At 51.7% G+C, this 19120-nt stretch carries 18 protein-coding genes; 1 reads left to right on the forward strand and 17 read right to left on the reverse strand.

Features of this window, described 5'->3' with window-relative positions; all coding sequences use genetic code 11:
* The 14 genes from OMQ46_RS16420 to ileS form a co-directional block, all read right to left on the reverse strand.
* A partial coding sequence (locus tag OMQ46_RS16420; protein WP_266238594.1) for a 4Fe-4S binding protein occupies positions 1–796 on the reverse strand: 796 nt, incomplete at its 3' end.
* Positions 797–1080: 284 nt separating this feature from the next.
* Positions 1081–2007, reverse strand: a complete 927-nt coding sequence (ccoP, locus tag OMQ46_RS16425; RefSeq protein WP_266238595.1) for a cytochrome-c oxidase, cbb3-type subunit III — start codon at positions 2005–2007, stop codon at positions 1081–1083.
* Positions 2000–2212 (reverse strand): cbb3-type cytochrome c oxidase subunit 3, encoded by a 213-nt coding sequence (locus tag OMQ46_RS16430; protein ID WP_266238597.1) that lies wholly within the window; start codon positions 2210–2212, stop codon positions 2000–2002. Before OMQ46_RS16430 ends, ccoP begins: the two co-directional genes overlap by 8 nt.
* Positions 2205–2885: a cytochrome-c oxidase, cbb3-type subunit II gene (gene ccoO, locus OMQ46_RS16435; RefSeq protein ID WP_266238598.1), complete on the reverse strand. Its 681-nt coding sequence runs from the start codon at positions 2883–2885 to the stop codon at positions 2205–2207. The genes OMQ46_RS16430 and ccoO overlap by 8 nt, the downstream gene beginning before the upstream one ends.
* Before the next feature lie 10 nt (positions 2886–2895).
* Positions 2896–4320 (reverse strand): cytochrome-c oxidase, cbb3-type subunit I, encoded by a 1425-nt coding sequence (gene ccoN, locus OMQ46_RS16440; protein WP_266238599.1) that lies wholly within the window; start codon positions 4318–4320, stop codon positions 2896–2898.
* Positions 4321–4702: 382 nt separating this feature from the next.
* A complete protein-coding gene (locus tag OMQ46_RS16445; RefSeq protein WP_266238601.1) occupies positions 4703–5098 on the reverse strand; it encodes an Mth938-like domain-containing protein in 396 nt (131 codons plus the stop codon).
* A 9-nt stretch (positions 5099–5107) separates the two neighbouring features.
* Positions 5108–5398 carry an integration host factor subunit beta gene (locus OMQ46_RS16450; RefSeq protein WP_266238602.1) on the reverse strand — a complete coding sequence of 97 codons (291 nt, stop codon included), beginning with the start codon at positions 5396–5398 and terminating at the stop codon, positions 5108–5110.
* A gap of 118 nt (positions 5399–5516) precedes the next feature.
* Positions 5517–7190 (reverse strand): 30S ribosomal protein S1, encoded by a 1674-nt coding sequence (gene rpsA, locus OMQ46_RS16455; protein WP_266238603.1) that lies wholly within the window; start codon positions 7188–7190, stop codon positions 5517–5519.
* 110 nt (positions 7191–7300) lie between these two features.
* Positions 7301–7969, reverse strand: coding sequence for a (d)CMP kinase (cmk, locus tag OMQ46_RS16460; protein WP_266238604.1), 669 nt, complete (start codon positions 7967–7969; stop codon positions 7301–7303).
* The gene (gene aroA, locus OMQ46_RS16465; RefSeq protein WP_416234849.1) at positions 7962–9269 is read right to left on the reverse strand and encodes a 3-phosphoshikimate 1-carboxyvinyltransferase; all 1308 of its coding nucleotides are present in this window, start codon (positions 9267–9269) and stop codon (positions 7962–7964) included. The genes cmk and aroA overlap by 8 nt, the downstream gene beginning before the upstream one ends.
* A 26-nt stretch (positions 9270–9295) precedes the next feature.
* Positions 9296–10183, reverse strand: coding sequence for a prephenate dehydrogenase (locus OMQ46_RS16470; RefSeq protein WP_266238607.1), 888 nt, complete (start codon positions 10181–10183; stop codon positions 9296–9298).
* Complete coding sequence (gene hisC, locus OMQ46_RS16475; RefSeq protein WP_266238608.1) at positions 10183–11277, reverse strand: histidinol-phosphate transaminase; 1095 nt, start codon at positions 11275–11277, stop codon at positions 10183–10185. The genes OMQ46_RS16470 and hisC overlap by 1 nt, the downstream gene beginning before the upstream one ends.
* Positions 11274–11741: a signal peptidase II gene (lspA, locus tag OMQ46_RS16480; protein WP_266238625.1), complete on the reverse strand. Its 468-nt coding sequence runs from the start codon at positions 11739–11741 to the stop codon at positions 11274–11276. The genes hisC and lspA overlap by 4 nt, the downstream gene beginning before the upstream one ends.
* A 4-nt stretch (positions 11742–11745) precedes the next feature.
* Positions 11746–14547 carry an isoleucine--tRNA ligase gene (ileS, locus tag OMQ46_RS16485; RefSeq protein ID WP_266238609.1) on the reverse strand — a complete coding sequence of 934 codons (2802 nt, stop codon included), beginning with the start codon at positions 14545–14547 and terminating at the stop codon, positions 11746–11748.
* 174 nt (positions 14548–14721) lie between these two features.
* On the opposite strand from ileS, the gene OMQ46_RS16490 reads away from it, so the two are divergent.
* Positions 14722–15015, forward strand: a complete 294-nt coding sequence (locus tag OMQ46_RS16490) for a DUF3579 domain-containing protein (RefSeq protein ID WP_266238610.1) — start codon at positions 14722–14724, stop codon at positions 15013–15015.
* Positions 15016–15021: 6 nt separating this feature from the next.
* On the opposite strand, the gene OMQ46_RS16495 is transcribed toward OMQ46_RS16490, so the two are convergent.
* The 3 genes from OMQ46_RS16495 to OMQ46_RS16505 all read right to left on the reverse strand — a co-directional run bounded on the left by OMQ46_RS16495 (position 15022) and on the right by OMQ46_RS16505 (position 19118).
* Positions 15022–15480, reverse strand: a complete 459-nt coding sequence (locus OMQ46_RS16495; RefSeq protein ID WP_266238611.1) for a CBS domain-containing protein — start codon at positions 15478–15480, stop codon at positions 15022–15024.
* Between the two features lie 98 nt (positions 15481–15578).
* On the reverse strand, positions 15579–18074 hold the full coding sequence (locus tag OMQ46_RS16500; protein WP_266238612.1) for a TonB-dependent siderophore receptor: 2496 nt from the start codon (positions 18072–18074) through the stop codon (positions 15579–15581).
* A gap of 78 nt (positions 18075–18152) precedes the next feature.
* Positions 18153–19118: a FecR domain-containing protein gene (locus tag OMQ46_RS16505; RefSeq protein WP_266238614.1), complete on the reverse strand. Its 966-nt coding sequence runs from the start codon at positions 19116–19118 to the stop codon at positions 18153–18155.
* Positions 19119–19120: the final 2 nt, after the last annotated feature.

Consider the following 19120-nt stretch of genomic DNA (forward strand, 5'->3'; position numbering starts at 1 on the left):
TGCTGCCATCTACTGCGCCTTTTTTAAGTTTGCCTCTGGGTTCGCCCCGCTCGGCATCATAGGCCGGCAATACGGTGTCCTGGTCGTACATGACGCCTTGAAGCCTCGCATAGGGGCAGAGCCAGAAACAGACCTGCTCACGCATAAAGCCGGCAAAGCCGTAGGTGAAAACACCGAAGACGGCTATCGCACCCCACACCGGTATCGGGGCTTGCAGGGTGATAATCTCGACCCAGTTCTGGTAGGCATCGGTAAACCAGTTGGTGAAGCTGATGCCGGTAAGCAGGGCTATCGCTATCCAGAGGCTGTGTTTGGTGAGTACACGCCAGGTTTTATCCAGTGTCCACGGGGCTTGTTTGAATTTGTGCGCCTTTTGCGGGGTGTCACCTTCGAGTTTGGTTTCGATATAGGTGTAGATATCGGTCCAGACGGTCTGGAAACAGAAGTAGCCACAAAAGACGCGACCGGCCACGCTGGTGACCGCTGCCAACAGTATCGCGAAAAACAGCAGGGTCAGGGACAGCATCCAGATGTCCTGAGGAAATACGGTCAGGTCAAAAAAGCGGAACTGGCGGTCGGGGATATCAAACAGAATCGCCTGCTGACCGTCCCAACGCAGGTAGGGCACCAGAAAAAACAGTGACCACACTGACATGCCCATCCATTTGCGCAGGCGAAATCGCCCTTTCAGCCGCTTCGCCACCACCTTTTCTTCCCCGGTGTTGATGTGCCAGTCGGCGACTTCTTCGTAAATTGCATTGGTATCGTTTGCTGTGGTGGCTTGCTGCTCGGCCATGTGGTCCCCTGCCATTTGCTGATACGACTTAATATTAGTGTTTTCTGATATTAATGTGTGATAAAAAAGCCGACACCGGGCCGGCTTTTCATCCATCAATAGACATTAATCGTTTTCGTTATCGTCACCCATCTGTCTCATGATCCGATAGGCGATCACGCCAACGACAATAATCGCAACAACCACACTGGCAATAGAGCCAATAACGACTGCATCAAATCCCATCTTGCTTCCTCCTGAGGAATTCGGGTGACCCTGGTGTGATCAGGGCCACCTTACTCATACTACTGACCACCACCAAACTGGTGAACGTAAACTGCGAGCTTCTTGATTTCAGTCTCAGTCAAACGCTCAGTTTCAGTACCATCATATTCGGGCTCTTCATCCCATTTCAGTGCTTCCAGTTTCACTGCCAGCTTTTCATTCCAGCCTGGCATGACCGCAACACGGGTTTTAGGATCCGATGGATCATTGACACCGTGCAGGATGGTGTAGCGAATTTCTTCGGGCTCCCCGGAGAAACGCCAAATCTGGTCAGTCAGATTAGCTGAACCCAAGGCATGAATACCTTTACCATCAGCACCGTGGCAGCCGACACAGCCTTTATCATTAAACAGTTTCCAGCCAGCTTCCGTCGCTTTGCCTTCAGCAGCATTAACCACAAACTGAACCAGGCCATCGACCTCTTCGGGTTTCAGGGTATCTTTGTGTGCCATCATCATGCCCTGACGACCTTTCGCCAGTGTTTCCACGATAGTGTTCACATCACCACCATAGAGCCAGTCATCATCGGCCAGAATCGGATAACCCGAACCCGGCGCAGGAATACCACCAGTACCGTGACAGGCAGCACAGTTGTCACCATAAAGCACTTTACTGGAACCGACTGCGTAGTTGCGCATGTCCTGATCAGCCAGAATTTCCTCGGCGGTCATAGCGGCCAGTTTTTCCTCAAAAGGGGCACGCTTGGCTTCGACTTCGGCCAGGTTTTCCTTGTACTCCTTAATCATGGTCCAGCCCAGCAGGCCCTTTGTGCTCTCATTAATCAGCGGCAATGACGGGTACAGGATGAAGTACACCAGCACCAGCAGACCGCTCAGATAGAGGGCGTTGGTCCACCAGCGCGGTGGGGGATTCTCCAGCTCTCTGATACCATCCCATTCGTGTCCAGTATCAGACACCTCATTAGGATTCTTCTTGTTATCAGCCATCTTTTTTCTCCGAATTTGTCTCGTCTTCGTCATCCAGCGGCATGGAACGGTGGGACTCAATCTTGTCTTTGTTTTTCGGGTTCAGCACCCAGAAATACAGCCCAACCATCAGTAGAAAGATCACTACTGTAAATACCAGGCCGAACCAGTCGGTTCCCGTCATCGCGCTCCAATCAGTATGAAAATACTCTTGAAGTTTACTCACGATAATCTCTGCCCGGCTCGAATTTCACCATGGTGCCCAATACTTGCAGATAGGCCACCATGGCTTCCATTTCAGTTTTACCCTCAACGGCTTCTGCAGCACCTGCAATTTGCTCATCGGTGTAGGGCACACCCAGCGCTTTCATTGCACGCAGACGTTTTTCCATGCCTTCACCGTCAATTGTGGCATCGTGCAGCCACGGATAGCTTGGCATGACGGATTCAGGCACGACTGAGCGGGGATCTTCCAGATGCTGAATATGCCAGGCATCAGAATATTTGCCGCCTACACGGGCCAGGTCAGGACCAGTCCGTTTTGACCCCCACTGGAATGGATGGTCATATTTGGATTCAACAGCTAATGAGTAATGACCGTAACGGTCTTTCTCATCACGGAAGGGACGGACCATCTGAGAGTGACACAGATAGCAACCTTCACGCTGATAGATATCACGGCCAGCCAATTCCAGTGCTGTGTATGGCCGCACACCTTTCAGCTCTTCATACTCTGGAAAGACATCATCTTCAAATGTCGTATCCAGATAGAACAACGGAACGATTTCGACAATACCGCCTACCGAGACGACCAGCGCTGTTGCCAACACCAGTGCCCAGATATTTTTCTCCAGTTTCTCCTGGAAGGTAACTGGTTTATTAGAATTATGATCAGACATTCCAGTCTCCTTAAATATTAGCCGCAGTCGCCATTTCGGCTGACGGTTTGGCAATCGCGCGACGAATGGTCACAGTGACGTTAAACAACATAACGCAGGCACCCAGGAAGAAAATCAGGCCACCAACAGCACGCATCGCATAGTAGGGATGCATTTGAGCGACAGATTCCACGAAGGTGTAAGCCAGGTTGCCGTATTCGTCATAGGCACGCCACATCAGACCCTGCATGATGCCTGATACCCACATCGCAGTGATGTAGACCGCGGTACCGATGGTCGCCATCCAGAAGTGAATATTGACCAGGCGTACTGAATACATGGTGGTGCCCCACATACGCTCGACCATGTGGTAGAGCGCACCGATGGATACCATTGCTACCCAACCCAGTGCACCGGAGTGGACGTGACCGATAGTCCAGTCAGTGTAGTGAGACAGCGCATTCACGGTTTTTGACGACATCACCGGACCTTCAAAGGTGGACATCGCGTAGAAAGCCAGCGACACAATCAGGAAACGCAGAATGTAATCGGTGCGCAGCTTGTCCCAGGCACCGGACAGCGTAAACATACCGTTGATCGCACCACCCCAGGATGGAATGATCATCGCCAGAGAGATGGCCGCACCCAACGAACCGGTCCAGTCAGGCAGTGCAGTGTATTGCAGATGGTGAGCACCCAGCCAGACATAACCGAAGACCAGTGCCCAGAAGTGAATCACTGACAACCGGTAGGAATAAACCGGACGATTAGCCTGCTTGGGAACAAAGTAGTACATGATGCCCAGGAAGCCCGCTGTCAGGAAAAAGCCCACCGCGTTATGGCCCCACCACCATTGAATCATCGCATCCTGAACACCGGAGAAGATGGAATAAGACTTAAACAACTCTACCGGGATCGCCAGGCTGTTGACCACGTGCAGATAGGTGATCATGATCATCATGGCCAGGAAGAACCAGTTGGCCACATAGATATGTGAGACCTTACGGATCGAAATGGTCATGATGAAGTTGAAGGTGTAAGCCAGCCAGACAGCCGCAATCAGAATATCGATTGGCCATTCCAGTTCAGCATATTCTTTGGATTGGGTATAACCCAGCGGCAGGGTAATGACCGCAGCGAGAATAACCAGATTCCAACCCCAAAAGGTGAACCAGGCCATTTTGTCGCTCCACAGGCGTGTGCCACAGGTACGCTGAACGATGTAATAGGCCGTCGCCATCAGCGTTGAACCACCAAATGCAAAAATAACTGCATTGGTATGCACCGGACGCAGACGTCCGAAGCTAATGTAGGGATTGTCGAAATTCAAAACCGGCCAGGCCAGTTCTGAAGCGATATAAACACCGACACCGGTGCCGATGACCAAGTAGACACACGCCATATAGGCGAACCACTTGACCACCTGATAGTTATACTGCTGTTGTTCCGCTTGCATAGCGACCACACCTTCTCTCTTTGGAAAACTCTCTCTCAGTCCCATTATTTATTTTCTTGGGACCAGGACCCTTTTCATTACGCCTTTATAAATAAAGCATGCTGAATTTTACCTGAACGCGTCACAATTCATGGATCGGATCACTTGATCTGGATCAATGATTTGGTCAAATGCATTATCAGTCGGGCAAATGCCTTATTTATTCTGCGTAACCGGGAATTTTCCTAAGAACCATATGAGTGGTCAAGTTCTGACCAGATGCCGAGCGTCATCTTTCTATCAGTGCGCTAAATAAAACAGCGACTTAGCCAAGCCAGTTAAGAAAAAATCAATGAATCGAAGCGGCATATTTGGGGATGTTGCGGTCAAACTGCGAATCGAATCACACGGCCTCAAAACAGACTGCGATGACCACTTTACGCTGTTCGCTGACCAGCAGATTAAAAGTACGGCAGGCGGCGCCCAGATCCATGAATTCAACACCGATCTGCGCTTGCATGAAATGGCTGGCAATTTTCTGATATTCAATGCAGAGACCGGATCCGGTTGCAAATAAAATGACTTCCGGATCCAGTTTCTTGAGTTCGGCCAGTTGTTCAGCCGAAATATTGACAATCTCCGTCACCGGCCAGTCGTTGATGATCTGATTGCGGGTGAGGATAAAATTCGACTCAATCGTTTCCAGTCGATTTTGATGTTGGGGACGAATGACCACATGGTCATTCTGATAACTGTGGATTTGGTTAAATTCAGTAACCGCTTCCTGGCTCAGTTTCATTGTCTGAGATTAGTAACCGGCCGCATTATTGACGCGGTCACGCAGCTCCTTACCAGGTTTGAAATGCGGCACAAATTTCTCATCCAGCTTTACCGATTCCCCACTTTTGGGGTTACGACCAATACGCGGCGGTCTGTGGTGCAGCGTAAAACTGCCAAATCCGCGAATCTCGATGCGGTCACCTCTGGACAGGCTGTCACTCATTTGTTCGAGAATTAATTTTACAGCCAGCTCAACATCGCGATAATTCAGTAGAGATTGTTTTTCAGATAATGCTTCGATCAAATCTGATTTGGTCATGTCTTTATTATTCCTGGAGTAATGCGCCAAACACCGATGTTAAGTGGGATGGTAAATCCATTGAAAAAAAGCAATACACCCGGCCAGGATGACCGGGTGCACTGGAATCAGTCAGATATTAATTATCTTTCTGATCCATTTGCTCTTTCAGCAGATCACCCAGCGTGGTGTTGCCGGAAGTAACATTGCTGTACTCTTTGACAGCTTCTGCTTCTTCCTTCTCATCCTTGGCTCTGATAGACAGCGTCAGCGTACGGTCTTTACGGGACATACCAGTAAATTTCGCTTCCACTTCGTCGCCTACAGACAGGACCTTGCTGGCATCATCGATACGCTCACGGGCAATGTCAGCAGCGCGGATGTAACCTTCTACACCTTCGGCCAGCTCGACAGTGGCACCACGAGCGTCAACGGCACTAATGTTGCCTTTGACAATGCTACCGCGTGGGTTTTCAGACAGGAATGAAGAGAACGGATCGTCCTGCAGTTGTTTGATGCCAAGTGAGATACGCTCACGTTCCGGGTCAATCGCCAGTACAACCGCTTCAACTTCATCACCTTTCTTGAAGTCACGAATCAGTTCTTCATTGTCTTCTTCCCAGGAGATGTCAGACAGGTGAATCAGGCCGTCAATACCGCCTTCCAGGCCGATGAAGATACCAAAGTCAGTGATTGACTTGATGGCACCTTTAACCTTGTCACCCTTGCTGTGAGTCATTGAGAACTCTTCCCAAGGATTGGCCTGGCATTGTTTGATACCCAGAGAAATACGACGACGTTCTGCGTCGATGTCCAGTACCATCACTTCAACTTCATCGCCCAGGGCAACCAGTTTGGATGGGTGAACATTCTTGTTGGTCCAGTCCATTTCAGACATGTGAACCAGGCCTTCAACGCCATCTTCGATTTCAACGAAACAGCCGTAGTCAGCGATGTTGGTGACTTTACCGTGAATACGGGTGCTGTTCGGATAACGACGAGCGATATCTTTCCAAGGATCGTCACCCATTTGTTTCAGACCCAGAGAAACACGCTCACGTTCTTTATCGAATTTCAGCACCTGAACTTCGATTTCGTCGCCGATAGCAACGACTTCTGAAGGATGCTTGACGCGTTTCCAGGCCATATCGGTGATGTGCAGCAGACCGTCGATACCACCCAGATCAACGAAGGCACCATAGTCGGTCAGGTTCTTAACGATACCTTTAACGACTTTACCTTCTTCCAGGGTTTCCAGCAGCGCTTCGCGCTCTGCACTGTTCTCTTCTTCCATGATCGCACGGCGTGAAACAACGATGTTGTTGCGTGGACGATCCAGTTTGATCAATTTGAATTCGAGATCTTTACCTTCCAGGTGCGTGGTGTCGCGGATAGGACGGATATCGACCAGAGAACCCGGCAGGAAGGCACGGATATTTTCCAGATCGACAGTGAAACCACCTTTCACCTTACCGGAAATCATACCGGTCACGGTTTCACCCGCTTCATAGGCATGTTCCAGTTTCGTCCATGCTTCAGCCTGTTTGGCTTTATCACGTGACAGCTGGGTGGCACCAAAACCATCTTCCAGGGATTCCAGGGAGACATCGACCAGATCACCGATAGAAACGGTGATTTCACCATTTTCATCCATGAACTCAGAAACAGGAATCGCGCCTTCAGATTTCAGGCCGGCATTAACCATAACAACATCAGAACCAACATTGACTACCGTACCGGTAACAATCTTGCCTGGTTGCATGGGGGTTGAATTTAAACTCTCTTCAAAGAGATCAGCAAAGCTTTCGCTCATGTTAGTTATCCTTGACCCTGTATTGAGAAACAGGATCACCAAAAGTTGTCACCTGCGACATGCAGGATCGTTAAAAATCCCAATCGGCATGGCCGACCAGGGCCCTCAAATTACATGTCAGCGCAATATGCGCGGACCTGTTCGAATACCGCATCAATCCCCAGCTCGGTAGAATCGAGAATAAGCGCACCCTCAGCCGGCCTTAACGGGGCGACTTCGCGTTCGCTGTCTCTTCTGTCACGCTCGGAGATTTCTGCGATCAGATCAGAGAGGTTACTCTCAATTCCTTTCTGTTTCAACTGCTTATAACGTCTCTGCGCCCTTTCCTCGGCGCTTGCCGTTAAAAAAACTTTAAATGGCGCATCCGGAAATACCACCGTGCCCATATCTCGGCCATCTGTGACCAGCCCGGGCATTTTCCTGAAATCACGCTGGCGCTGCAAGAGAGCAGTGCGAACCGAGGGGATGGCGGCCACTTTCGACGCCGCATTACCGGCCTCTTCACTGCGGATCCGCAGGCTGACATCGTCACCTTCCAGCATCACTTTCAATTCTGCATTATCAAAGGCAAAGCGCACATCCAGATGCTCGGCCAGGCTGGTCAGTGCGGCTTCATCAGCCAAGTCCAGCTGATGTTTAATCGCCGCCTGCGCCAGTACCCGATAAATAGCGCCACTATCCAGGTAGTGCCAGCCAAATTCACGGGCAATCATCTGAGCAATGGTGCCCTTGCCAGAGCCGCTGGGACCGTCGATAGTGAGTACTGGAACCTCAGTCATCAATTTCCTCGATATTCAGTCCTGCTTGCGAGGCCAGTTCGACAAAGCCCGGGAAAGAGGTTGCCACATTGGCGCAATCATTGATCTGAATCGAACCGCCGGCCTGCAAAGCCGCCACCGCAAACGACATCGCGATGCGATGATCACCATGACTGTCGACTTCGCCGCTGCCGATCACACCGCCATGGATGACAATACCGTCTTCGGTTGGCCGGGCATCAATGCCCAATGTGGTCAGACCATCTGCCATTACCTGAATTCGGTCACTTTCTTTGACGCGTAATTCTTCCGCCCCGGTCAGCACGGTTTCGCCTTCGGCACAAGCGGCAGCAATAAACAGCGCCGGGAATTCATCGATAGCCAGCGGCACCTGATCTTCGGGAATCTGAATGCCTTTCAGCGGCGCATATTTCACCCGGATATCGGCAACCGGTTCACCGCCGGTTTCAGCCTCGTTGTGCAAGCTGATATCAGCGCCCATCTGTTTCAGAATATTAATGACACCAATCCGGGTCGGGTTGATACCCACGTGTTTGAGCGTCACATCACTGCCCGGTGCAATGGCTGCCGCCACCATGAAGAAAGTCGCAGAGGAGATATCGGCCGGGACATCAATCCGGGTCGCAGTCAGCTTGGCGCCACCCTCAATCGTGACAGTGCTGTCCTGCTGCTGTAATGGGTATCCCATACCACCGAGCATGCGCTCTGTGTGGTCACGGGTCGGTGCCGGCTCGGTGACTGAGGTTTTACCCTCGGCATACATACCAGCCAGCAACAGACAGGACTTGACCTGGGCACTGGCCATCGGCAGATCATAATCAATGCCCCTGAGCTGTTTGCCACCGTGAATTTTCAGTGGCGGCTTGCCCTCATTGGTGTCAATTTCAGCGCCCATCAAGGCCAGCGGGTCGGTCACCCGCTTCATGGGTCGGCCTGACAGGGATTTATCACCGGTCAAAGTGACATCAAAGTTTTGTGCTGCCAGTAAACCGCTTAGCAGCCGCATGGATGTACCGCTATTGCCCAGATATAAATCGGCTTCCGGTGCTTTGAGGCCATGCATGCCCACACCATGAATCGTCACTTTGCCTTTATCCGGACCGATGATATGCACGCCCATGGCACGGAACGCTGCCAGTGTCGCCAGGGCATCTTCGCCTTCCAGAAAGCCCGTGACTTCGGTCGTGCCTTCTGCCAGAGCCCCCAGCATAATGCTGCGGTGAGAAATTGATTTATCCCCGGGCACACGCAATTCACCGGTGATCTGACCGCCCGGATGGACAATATATTTTCTATTCATTTCGCTAGACACGGTGGCTGCTACTCTCAGACTTCGCTGTTATCAATTAAATCGGGATCGGCAAAACGGGTATCGCGGGCTTTTTTAGCTCGCGAGAAGACTTCAATCAGATAGTCGCCATCACCGTCACGGATAGCTTGTTCTATTCGGTTCATGCCCTGATGGTACTGTTCAAGCAGCGCCAGAATGGCTTCCTGATTACCGAGACAGATATCCCGCCACATCACCGCATCACTGGATGCAATCCGCGAGAAGTCACGGAAACCGCCTGCGGCGTAGCGTAATACTTCGTCACAATCATCGCGCTCTGCGAGCATGCCCACCAGGTTGAAAGCCAGCACATGGGGTAAATGACTGGTTGCCGCCAGCACGGTGTCGTGATGCGCCACATCCATCTCGAACACTTCGGCCCCGGTCAGTTGCCACATCGCTTTGACCTTGGCTGTCGCAGCCGCATCCGTATCGGCCACCGGGGTCAATACAATCCGATGCGCCTGATAGAGTTCGGCAAAAGCCGCTGAAGGCCCGCTTTTTTCTGTGCCTGCAATGGGGTGACCCGGTACAAACTGGCGGAACTTGTCCCCCAGCGCCAGCCTGGCCGCTTCTACCACTTGTGATTTAGCGCTGCCGCCATCGGTAATAATCGCTTCAGGATTCAGTTGTCCGGCAATGCCTTCAAAAACCTCTGCCATGGCGCCCATGGGTACAGCGACAAAAACCATATCGGCATTATCGACAGCTTCAGCCAGTGAGTTGGCGGCATGGTCAATAATGCCGAACTCCAGTGCTTCGTTTCTTGCCTGTTCACTGCGGGCATAGCCAACCACCTGGTTCACTGCACCCTTCTGTTTGAGCGCCAACGCCAGTGAACCGCCAATCAGCCCCACTCCGATAATGGCTAAACGATTAATCATCAGCCGCGCCCCATCACGCGCGATAAAGCTTCAAGGAAGCGCTGATTTTCCTGTTCAAGACCGATGCTGACCCGAAGGTGCTGAGGCAGACCGTATCCTGCTACCGGTCTGACAATAACGCCTTCATACAACAGCTCATCGTAAACCTCTGCCGCGTTGGTCTGGACATTCACCGTGATGAAGTTACCTTTGGAGGGGATGAATTTCAGTCCCATTTTGTCGAAACCGGCAATCAGTTGTTTCATTCCGGCCTCGTTTTTTTGTCGCGATTCCTGCAGGTAGGCTTCATCACCCAGCGCAGCCACGGCGGCAGCCTGAGCCAGGCTGTTGGCATTAAATGGCTGACGAATGCGATTCAGCAGGTCGGCGATTTCAGGGTGTGACAAGGCATAGCCGATACGCAGACCAGCGAGACCGTAAGCCTTGGAAAAGGTCCGGGTAATCACCAGGTTATCGAAATCCTGTAACCAGCTGATAGAGATTTCAGTCTGTTCAAGATATTCAACATAAGCCTCATCCAGCACCACCAGCACCTTTTCCGGCACTTTATCCAGGAAGGCATGAATTTCCGATGGTTCAATCCAGGTACCGGTCGGATTATTGGGATTAGCAATAAAGATCAGCTTGGTTTTGGCTGTAATCGCTTTAAGCATGGCATTGAGATCATGGCAATAGTCTTTGGCCGGCGTCGCGATACCGGTGGCGCCAATTGCCTTGGCCGCTAATGGGTAGACTGCAAAAGCATGCTCGGAGTAAATAATCTCATCGCCATGGCCGGCAAAGGTCCGTGCCAGTAATTCCAATACATCATTAGAACCATTACCCAGTGTAATCTGCTCCGGTGACAGACGCAGCTTTTCTGCCAGCGCCATTTTCAGCGAATAGCCATTGCCATCAGGGTAACGTGTCATTTCCTTAGCCGATTTCGCTACCGCAGCCAGGGCGGCTTTAGAGGGGCCCAGCGGGTTCTCATTGGAAGCCAGCTTAATCACATCGCGCACACCATACTGGCGTTGCAGTTCTTCAATGGGTTTGCCCGGTACATAAGGCTGCAGCTCGGCGACGCCGCTGACTGCGAGATCACAAAAGCTCATTGGGGCTCCGTTTTGCTTCTGAAGCTATCTAGAATTAACAGCACGGCACCGACACAAATCGCGGAATCAGCGATATTGAAGGCTGGCCAGTGGTAGCTGCCATAGTAAACGTCGAGAAAATCGATCACATAACCATGAATCAGACGATCAATCACATTACCAATCGCGCCGCCCAGGATCAAAGCCAGCGAGGCCGCTTCCAGCCTGGCGTAGGCGCCGAGGCGTTTGAGCCAGATGATCAAGGCCGTGCTGATCGCCAATGCCAGCACCACAAAGAACCAGCGTTGCCAGCCACCGGCTGAGGCCAGAAAGCTAAAGGCGGCGCCGTAGTTGTGGGCCAGAGTCAGATTGAAAGACGGTATGACAGCCACGCTTTCGTGTAGATCCAGCCAGCTTGTCATCAGCCATTTACTCAGCTGATCCAGCACGATTACTACGGCAGATAAGTTAAGCCATTTCAGCATGGTATCAGGCAAACTGGCGCTGTTCGCCAGCCCCCTCAATGTTGTCGACACAGCGGCCGCAGAGCTCAGGATGCGCCGGGTTCTGGCCGACGGATGGCACCTGATGCCAGCAACGATCGCAGCGAGCATGTGAAGAAGCAGCAATCTCTACTGATAAGCCGTTAACTGGGGTATCCACCGCTTCTGCCGTTTTTTCAGCTGCCGGTTTGAGGAAAGCGGCTGAAGTAATCAACACAAATTTGAGCTCATCACCCAGCTTGTCCAGCTTGTTGAACAGAGCGTCATTAGCAAACAGGGTCAGCTCTGCTGTCAGGCCGCCTTTGATTTTGCCGGCATTACGCTGGTTTTCCAGTTCTTTCGCCACGGCATCACGCACCGCAAACAGCTGATTCCAGTATTCAAGGTCAAAGTCTGACCCCGCATCCAGCGGCGCCAGTTGCTGATACCAGCTATTCAAAATCACTGACTCATTATGTTCACCCGGCAGATGTTCCCACAATTCATCGGCGGTAAAGGTCAGAATCGGCGCAATCCAGCGTACCAGTGCCTCAATGATGTGGTACATCGCAGTCTGTGAGCTGCGACGTGCCAGGCTGTCGGCTTTCATTGTGTACTGGCGATCTTTAGTGATATCCAGATACAGGCTGCCCATTTCATTGGCGCAGAAGTTATGCACTTTCTGGTAAATCAGGTGGAACTGATAGCTATCGTAGGCTTTGAGAATATCCTGCTGCACCTGATAGGCACGATCCAGCGCCCAGCGATCCAGCGGCAACATATCTTCCGTCGCGACCATGTTGGCAGCCGGGTCGAAATCATTCAGATTCGATAACAGGAAGCGTGCAGTATTGCGAATGCGGCGGTAAGAGTCAGCCGTGCGTTTCAGAATCTCATCCGAGACATGCATCTCACCGCTGTAGTCGGTCGCAGCCACCCACAGGCGAATAATATCGGCGCCCAGATTATTCATGACTTTCTGTGGCGCGACCACATTGCCTTTGGACTTGGACATTTTCTTGCCCTGCGCATCCACAGTAAAGCCATGGGTCAATACTGCTTTGTAAGGCGCTGCATCCATTGTCGCCACCGAGGTCAGCAAGGAGGATTGGAACCAGCCACGATGCTGATCGCTGCCTTCCAGATACAGATCGGCGGGCCGGTTCAGGTAATCACGGCGTGCCAGCACACAGGCATGCGAGACACCGGAGTCAAACCAGACATCCAGTGTGTCAGTGACTTTATCGTAATCAGCCGCATCACTTGAAAGTAGTTGCTCGGCATCCATATCGAACCAGGCGTCGATACCACCGAGCTCGACTTTCTGCGCCACCTGTTCGATGAGTGTCTCTGTCTGTGGATGCAGTTCACCGGTCTGCTTGTGCACAAACAGCGGGATCGGCACACCCCAGGTACGCTGACGGGAAATACACCAGTCCGGACGACCTTCTACCATGCCTTCAATGCGTTTCTGGCCCCAGTCCGGCATCCACTCGGTATCGGCGATAGCCTTCATCGCGGCCTGACGCAGACCGTTTTGATCCATGCTGACAAACCATTGCGGCGTGGCACGGAAAATAATCGGTGTTTTATGGCGCCAGCAATGCGGGTAGCTGTGCAAAAGATCCTGATATGCCAGCAGCGCACCCTTCTCTTTCAACAGTTCGATGACCTGCGGGTTGGCTTTGAATACGGATTCACCGGCGAACAAGGGAGTATCAGGGAGGAAACAGCCATTACTGCCGACCGGGTTATCGACTTCCAGTTTGTATTTGAGCCCCACCGTGTAGTCATCCTGACCATGGCCGGGTGCGGTATGAACCGCACCGGTACCGCCGTCGCTGGTGACATGATCACCCAGAATGACCGGGACCTGACGGTCATAGAAAGGATGCTGCAGCAACAGGCCTTCCAGTTGTTCGCCTTTAACCCGGCCAATGACCTCACCTTCCAGTTGATAACGCTCCAGCGCTTTTTCAAACAGGGCTTCAGCCAGCACCAGACGTTCATCGGCGGTCTGGATAACGACATAAGTCAGCTCAGGGTTGAGAGATACCGCCTGGTTGGCAGGCAGGGTCCATGGCGTCGTAGTCCAGATAGGCACATTAACTGCGCCCTGGCCGGTCACGCCGCTGGCCTGTTCAAATGCTGCTGTGTCGATGACCTCAAAACGGACATCGATGGCCGGCGAGGTTTTATCTTCATATTCAACTTCGGCTTCCGCCAGCGCTGAACCGCAATCCACACACCAGTGTACCGGCTTAACGCCTTTGTGCAGGTGGCCCTGTTTAATGATTTGACCCAGGGTGCGGATAATATCGGCTTCAAAACTGAAATCCATGGTGAGGTAGGGATTGTCCCACTCACCCAGCACGCCCAGGCGTTTGAAATCCTCACGCTGACCGTCGACCTGCTTGGCCGCATATTGACGGCAGGCTTCACGGAATTCCTTGGCTGACACTTTGACGCCCGGCTTGCCGACTTTCTTTTCGACATTGAGCTCAATCGGCAGACCATGACAATCCCAGCCCGGCACATAGGGTGCGTCAAAACCGCTCAGGGTTTTGGACTTGAGGATAATATCTTTAAGAATCTTGTTAACCGCATGGCCGATATGAATGTCACCGTTGGCATACGGGGGGCCATCATGAAGGATAAACTGAGGGCGGCCTTTAGCCTGCTCGCGCAGTTTGCTGTAGAGGTCAATATCCTGCCAGCGCTTCAAGGTTTGCGGTTCGCGGTTAGGCAAACCCGCCTTCATGGGAAAGTCGGTAGCAGGTAAGTTCAGTGTGTGTTTGTAGTCGGCCACAAGCTTCTCGTGATTCTCGAAAAACCAAAAGCGGTAATTATACGGATTTTTTAATGGGCTGTTGAGCCATCGCTTGATGATAAAAGGATTTATTCATGACCAGCGCTTATGCAAGACAGGGGAATTACAGTAGAATATGCGCTTTGTCAGGTCTCTTTATCGAGCTAAAATCCTATGGCCACATCGGAAAAGGTGATTATTCGCGGTTTAACCCAGGACGGCGGCAAATTCCGGCCCAGCGACTGGGCTGAACGTCTCTGCGGTGCTGTCGCCTCTTACGGCCCGGGCAGACGCATCATCTTTCACCCCAATGTCAGACTTGCTTCCATTGATGGCGTTAAATGCGTGATTGTTGATGCGATATTGGAAGAAACAGACGAAATGCTGTTCGATTTTCTGATGGATTTTGCAAAAGACAATAAACTGCAAACCGAACGCAGCAGCGACTACTCAAACGACGACCATTAACAGGCTTCATTCACCCTGCTCGTGTTCGGCATCCGGCCAGTTCTGGATATAATTCTTCAGTAGCTTGTTCTCAAACTTGGCTTTATTCAGCAACTCTTCCACGATGTCGGTAATCGACAGCATGCCTTCCAGCTTGCCTTTGAACACCACCGGCAGATGACGGATGTTGTGATCCACCATCATGTTCATACACGCTTCCAGACTATTGTCAGGTTCACAGACGTAAGGATCGGGCGTCATCGCATCAGCCACCGTCACCGGACTCCACATCGCATGTTTCTGATGCAGGATATTGAGCAAGTCTCGCTCTGACAAAATACCGACCAGCTTACCACCCTCATCAGTCACCACCAGTGAGCCGATACGGTGTTCCATCATCAAGGTCACAGCCTTGTCCAGCGAATCCGAAGGGGATAAGCCAATAACGGGCTTGCCCTTATTCTTGGTGATCGACCTGACTTTCATCTGTACGTCCCCTATGCAGATTGCATAGTCGTATTCTGCTTGAGTGCAAGACCGATTAGCAAGTGACAAGGCTGCAAATCCATTTGCAGCCTGAGCAACTACCAGTTGTAAGTGGCAGATACCGTAAAGCGACGCCCATCACCAAAATAACAAACTGTATCCGTGCAACTGGTGTCATATTCCTTGTCAAACAGGTTGCTGACAAAGAAACCCAGTTGCAGATTGCTCATGCCATAACGGACACTGGCATCGACCAATGTGTAGCTTTCGCTATCAAGATCCACTGATTCTGTGGTCGTCAATCCTGCATCAGCAAGGGTGTCGCGAGCGATATACTGGCTTTCCCCCACATAGCGGAGCCCTGCCCCCAGGGCCAAACCCTGGAGTGGGCCGTGATTTTGCGAATAATCCAGCCAGACACTAGCCGTTTCTCTTGGTTGGCGTGGTATGAATGCATCCTGTTCCCAGGCATTGGGAGATTCTGTGATTCGGGCATCAATGTAGCTGTAGGCTGCACTCAACTTCCAGGCTTGGTTCAGAGCCAGTGCTGCCTCGATTTCTATCCCCCTCGAGTTCACTTCACCAACCTGGCGGAAACTGGCGTTACCGGCCACGTCGTAGTCGGCCAGAATGTAATCATCCTTAGTCAGGTCAAAATACGCCATGGTAATAAAAGCATCGATAAACGCGGGCTCATACTTCAGACCCACTTCATATTGAGAGGCGGTTTCCGGGTCAAACAGCTTGCCGCTGTCATCGGTCTGTTGACTCAAGTTGAATGCTTCACTGTAACTGATGTAGGGAGAGAGACCATTGTCAAACTTGTAGACCAGCCCCAGGCGACCGGAGAAGTCACGGGCATCGTTATCGACATCACTGCCACCGTTATCATCAAAATCTACGTCGATGTCGGTTTTCGCCCAGTCATAACGTCCTCCAATCAAAAAGCGCCAGTTCTGGTAAGCCACCTGGTCCTGAAGATAGAGGCCGGTCTGGCGTGAATAGACTTCGCGTTCCCGGCTGAGGCTGGGGAAAGGCACCGGTTGACCATACTGCGGATCGACATAGCTGATTGATGGCGCCGTCCCGTCATAGCGCTTTTCATCAGCTTTAGAATAACGCCAGTCAATCCCCATCAAAACCCGGTGCGTTACCCCCCTCGTATCAAACTCAGCCTGCAACTGATTATCCACTGCCAGGGCATTGAGTTTTTCATCAATCGCACCGGCACTACGCCCCAGTGTTCCGGTCACCAGATTGGTCGAAGCGGCATTCAAACTCAGGAATCGATAATCAGTTTCAACCCGGTCATAGCGTAGATTTTGTCTGAACGACCAGGTCTCGTTGAAAGCATGTGAAAATTCGTAACCCACAGAGCGGTAATCACGCTCAAACTGGTTGTAACTGGTTTCACCATCAAAGAAGCCAAACTGGCGATCCTTGACCAGCACTCCCCCAAAAAAACTATCACTTAGATTCTGAAATGCCTTCAAGGCATAGGGAGAAAAATGGCCGTTAAAACTGTAGCGTTGATCGTCATGCTGTTCCAGGGCCATGACTGTTAGTTGTGTATCATCGCTTATCTGCCAACTCAGTGATGGCGCGATTAACTTACGCTCGCTGTCATTTTGATCGACTTCTGAATTCGTATCATGCCCCAGGAAAGTCAAGCGATACAGTAAATTGCCACTGTCATCCACAGCACCACTGAAATCACCTGCCAGTTCAGTAAAGTCATCATTGCCCGCACTGACACGTAACTCCCGCAGGGTTTCCCGGGTAGGACGTTTGGAGACCAGGTTCACAAAGCCACCCGGCTGTGCCTGTCCGAACAGCACCGAGCTGGGGCCGCGCAGAGACTCGACGCGTTCCAGCGTGTAATTGTCAGCTCTTGGAAGCCCGTAAAGACTGGTGGGCTGTAACAGTCCGTCCCGGTAGACTTGATTCTTGGCATCAAAACCACGAAGGCTGAACCAGTCATAGCGGGTATCATAACCATAGGGGACGCTTAAGCTGGGCGAATACTGTAAAGCCTGGGTGATAGTTTTCGCACCACGCATTTGCAGTTGCTGCTGAGTCACGACAGAGACAGATTGAGGCGTGTCAGCCAGAGGCGTCGTTGTTTTGGTGCCGGTGGCACTGCGCTTGGCGACAAACGAGTCAATGGGACTATAAGCCCCATATAGCCGGTTTTCACCAGTCACTGTCACCACAGGTAGTTGAGCCTGCTCAACAGTATTGATTATATAACTGCCATCAGCTTGTGCTTGTGCCCGGAGTGGTGTGTTCACCAGAATCCGTTTCAAACCTTCAGCAATGCTGTGCTCGCCTTGAAGTCCCCGGCTATTGTATCCCGCTGCATCGCTGGCAGAGTAGCTAAGCAGAATCCCCGCCTGCCGGCCAAACTGGTTCAACACCCGCTCCAGGCTGCCCGGTTCAATATCAAATGCCTGTTTAAGACTATTCTGTACCGAGGGTTCAGCTGCCATCACCGCGGTATAACTACTGAAAAGCAGACCCGGCCCAAGCAATGCGGCACTGGCCAGTGTTAAAACGCGGACCAGTCGCTTGGTGTTTTGTTGATTATTGCCCATTTCATTCCTCTGATGTGACTGCATATTAGTGTCTTCACTACGTCTGTCACTTGAGAAATCAAAACAGGTCAAAAATTTTTATGCCGGTATCAGCTTCACCCAGAATCGGGTTCGATAGATCAGCTTCAGTTGATGTGTCCGGGCGACCGCTCTTAACACACGGTCGACATCGTTAAGTGGGTAAGTGCCCGATATCATCAAGTCGGCAACTGCCGGATCACAATAAAGCCAGCCATGATGGTGATGATTGAGCTCCTTCAGAAACCGCTTCAATGGCATCCGCTCAGCCACCAGCATTGACTGCTGCCAGGCTATGGCATGCCTGTCGGTGGCTTGCTTATGTCCGAGCTGACCGCTATCAAAATGAATTTCTTCGCCAGCCTGTAACACCACAGCCTGTTTATCCCCCCTCTTTAATTTTACCGCGCCCTCGTACACAGCGAGAGCGCCGTAGGGCACCCGATCACGTAGGTAAAATTCAGTGCCCAATGGCTCAAATTCCCCCCACGATGTCACCACCCGAAAGGGTCTTTGCGCTTTTTCTTTGGTTGTCTGTATCCAAATATCGCCTTGTCTCAGATGAATCAGACGTCTGTCCTCGCGATAGTCGATATCAACCGAGCTGTTCGCATTAAGAGACAGATGTGTGCCATCTTTCAGCCTGACATGACGAATTTCTGCCGTTCCTGTCCGGTAATCGGCCATCCAGATCCGACCCTGCCGTGTACCATACAACGAGGTTGCAGCACTGCCGCCAACAAGCACCAGCGCCGATATAGCGCGAAGCAGCTGTCTGCGCGAGGACTTGGTCTGCGCTTCAATGATATTCCGGGTAAGTTCGCGTGATAGCGGCTGTGATAAGGGACTCAGGGTCTGGTTGAGATCTTCAATGTGCTGCCAGGCTGCCTGTCGAGATGGTTCGGCTTCCAACCATTCACGCCAGCGGGCCCGGAGCGCCTCATCTTCAGGATCTTCCAGTAAGGCGAGATGCCACCTTGCGCATTCAATCGCCAATGATTCTGAGAGGGGGGCTGACTCTGTCATCA

The sequence above is a fragment of the Methylophaga sp. OBS1 genome (assembly GCF_026319365.1).

Coding starts and splice junctions, on each gene's coding strand:
- ccoP (WP_266238595.1), bottom strand. CDS start 2,007: ATGGCTGATAACAAGAAGAATCCTAATGAGGTGTCTGATACTGGACAC.
- ccoO (WP_266238598.1), bottom strand. CDS start 2,885: ATGTCTGATCATAATTCTAATAAACCAGTTACCTTCCAGGAGAAACTG.
- cmk (WP_266238604.1), bottom strand. CDS start 7,969: ATGACTGAGGTTCCAGTACTCACTATCGACGGTCCCAGCGGCTCTGGC.
- OMQ46_RS16490 (WP_266238610.1), top strand. CDS start 14,722: ATGGCCACATCGGAAAAGGTGATTATTCGCGGTTTAACCCAGGACGGC.
- hisC (WP_266238608.1), bottom strand. CDS start 11,277: ATGAGCTTTTGTGATCTCGCAGTCAGCGGCGTCGCCGAGCTGCAGCCT.
- ccoN (WP_266238599.1), bottom strand. CDS start 4,320: ATGCAAGCGGAACAACAGCAGTATAACTATCAGGTGGTCAAGTGGTTC.
- OMQ46_RS16505 (WP_266238614.1), bottom strand. CDS start 19,118: ATGACAGAGTCAGCCCCCCTCTCAGAATCATTGGCGATTGAATGCGCA.
- OMQ46_RS16500 (WP_266238612.1), bottom strand. CDS start 18,074: ATGGGCAATAATCAACAAAACACCAAGCGACTGGTCCGCGTTTTAACA.
- aroA (WP_416234849.1), bottom strand. CDS start 9,269: ATGAATAGAAAATATATTGTCCATCCGGGCGGTCAGATCACCGGTGAA.
- OMQ46_RS16445 (WP_266238601.1), bottom strand. CDS start 5,098: ATGAAACTGAGCCAGGAAGCGGTTACTGAATTTAACCAAATCCACAGT.
- lspA (WP_266238625.1), bottom strand. CDS start 11,741: ATGCTGAAATGGCTTAACTTATCTGCCGTAGTAATCGTGCTGGATCAG.
- OMQ46_RS16470 (WP_266238607.1), bottom strand. CDS start 10,183: ATGATTAATCGTTTAGCCATTATCGGAGTGGGGCTGATTGGCGGTTCA.
- OMQ46_RS16495 (WP_266238611.1), bottom strand. CDS start 15,480: ATGAAAGTCAGGTCGATCACCAAGAATAAGGGCAAGCCCGTTATTGGC.
- rpsA (WP_266238603.1), bottom strand. CDS start 7,190: ATGAGCGAAAGCTTTGCTGATCTCTTTGAAGAGAGTTTAAATTCAACC.
- OMQ46_RS16450 (WP_266238602.1), bottom strand. CDS start 5,398: ATGACCAAATCAGATTTGATCGAAGCATTATCTGAAAAACAATCTCTA.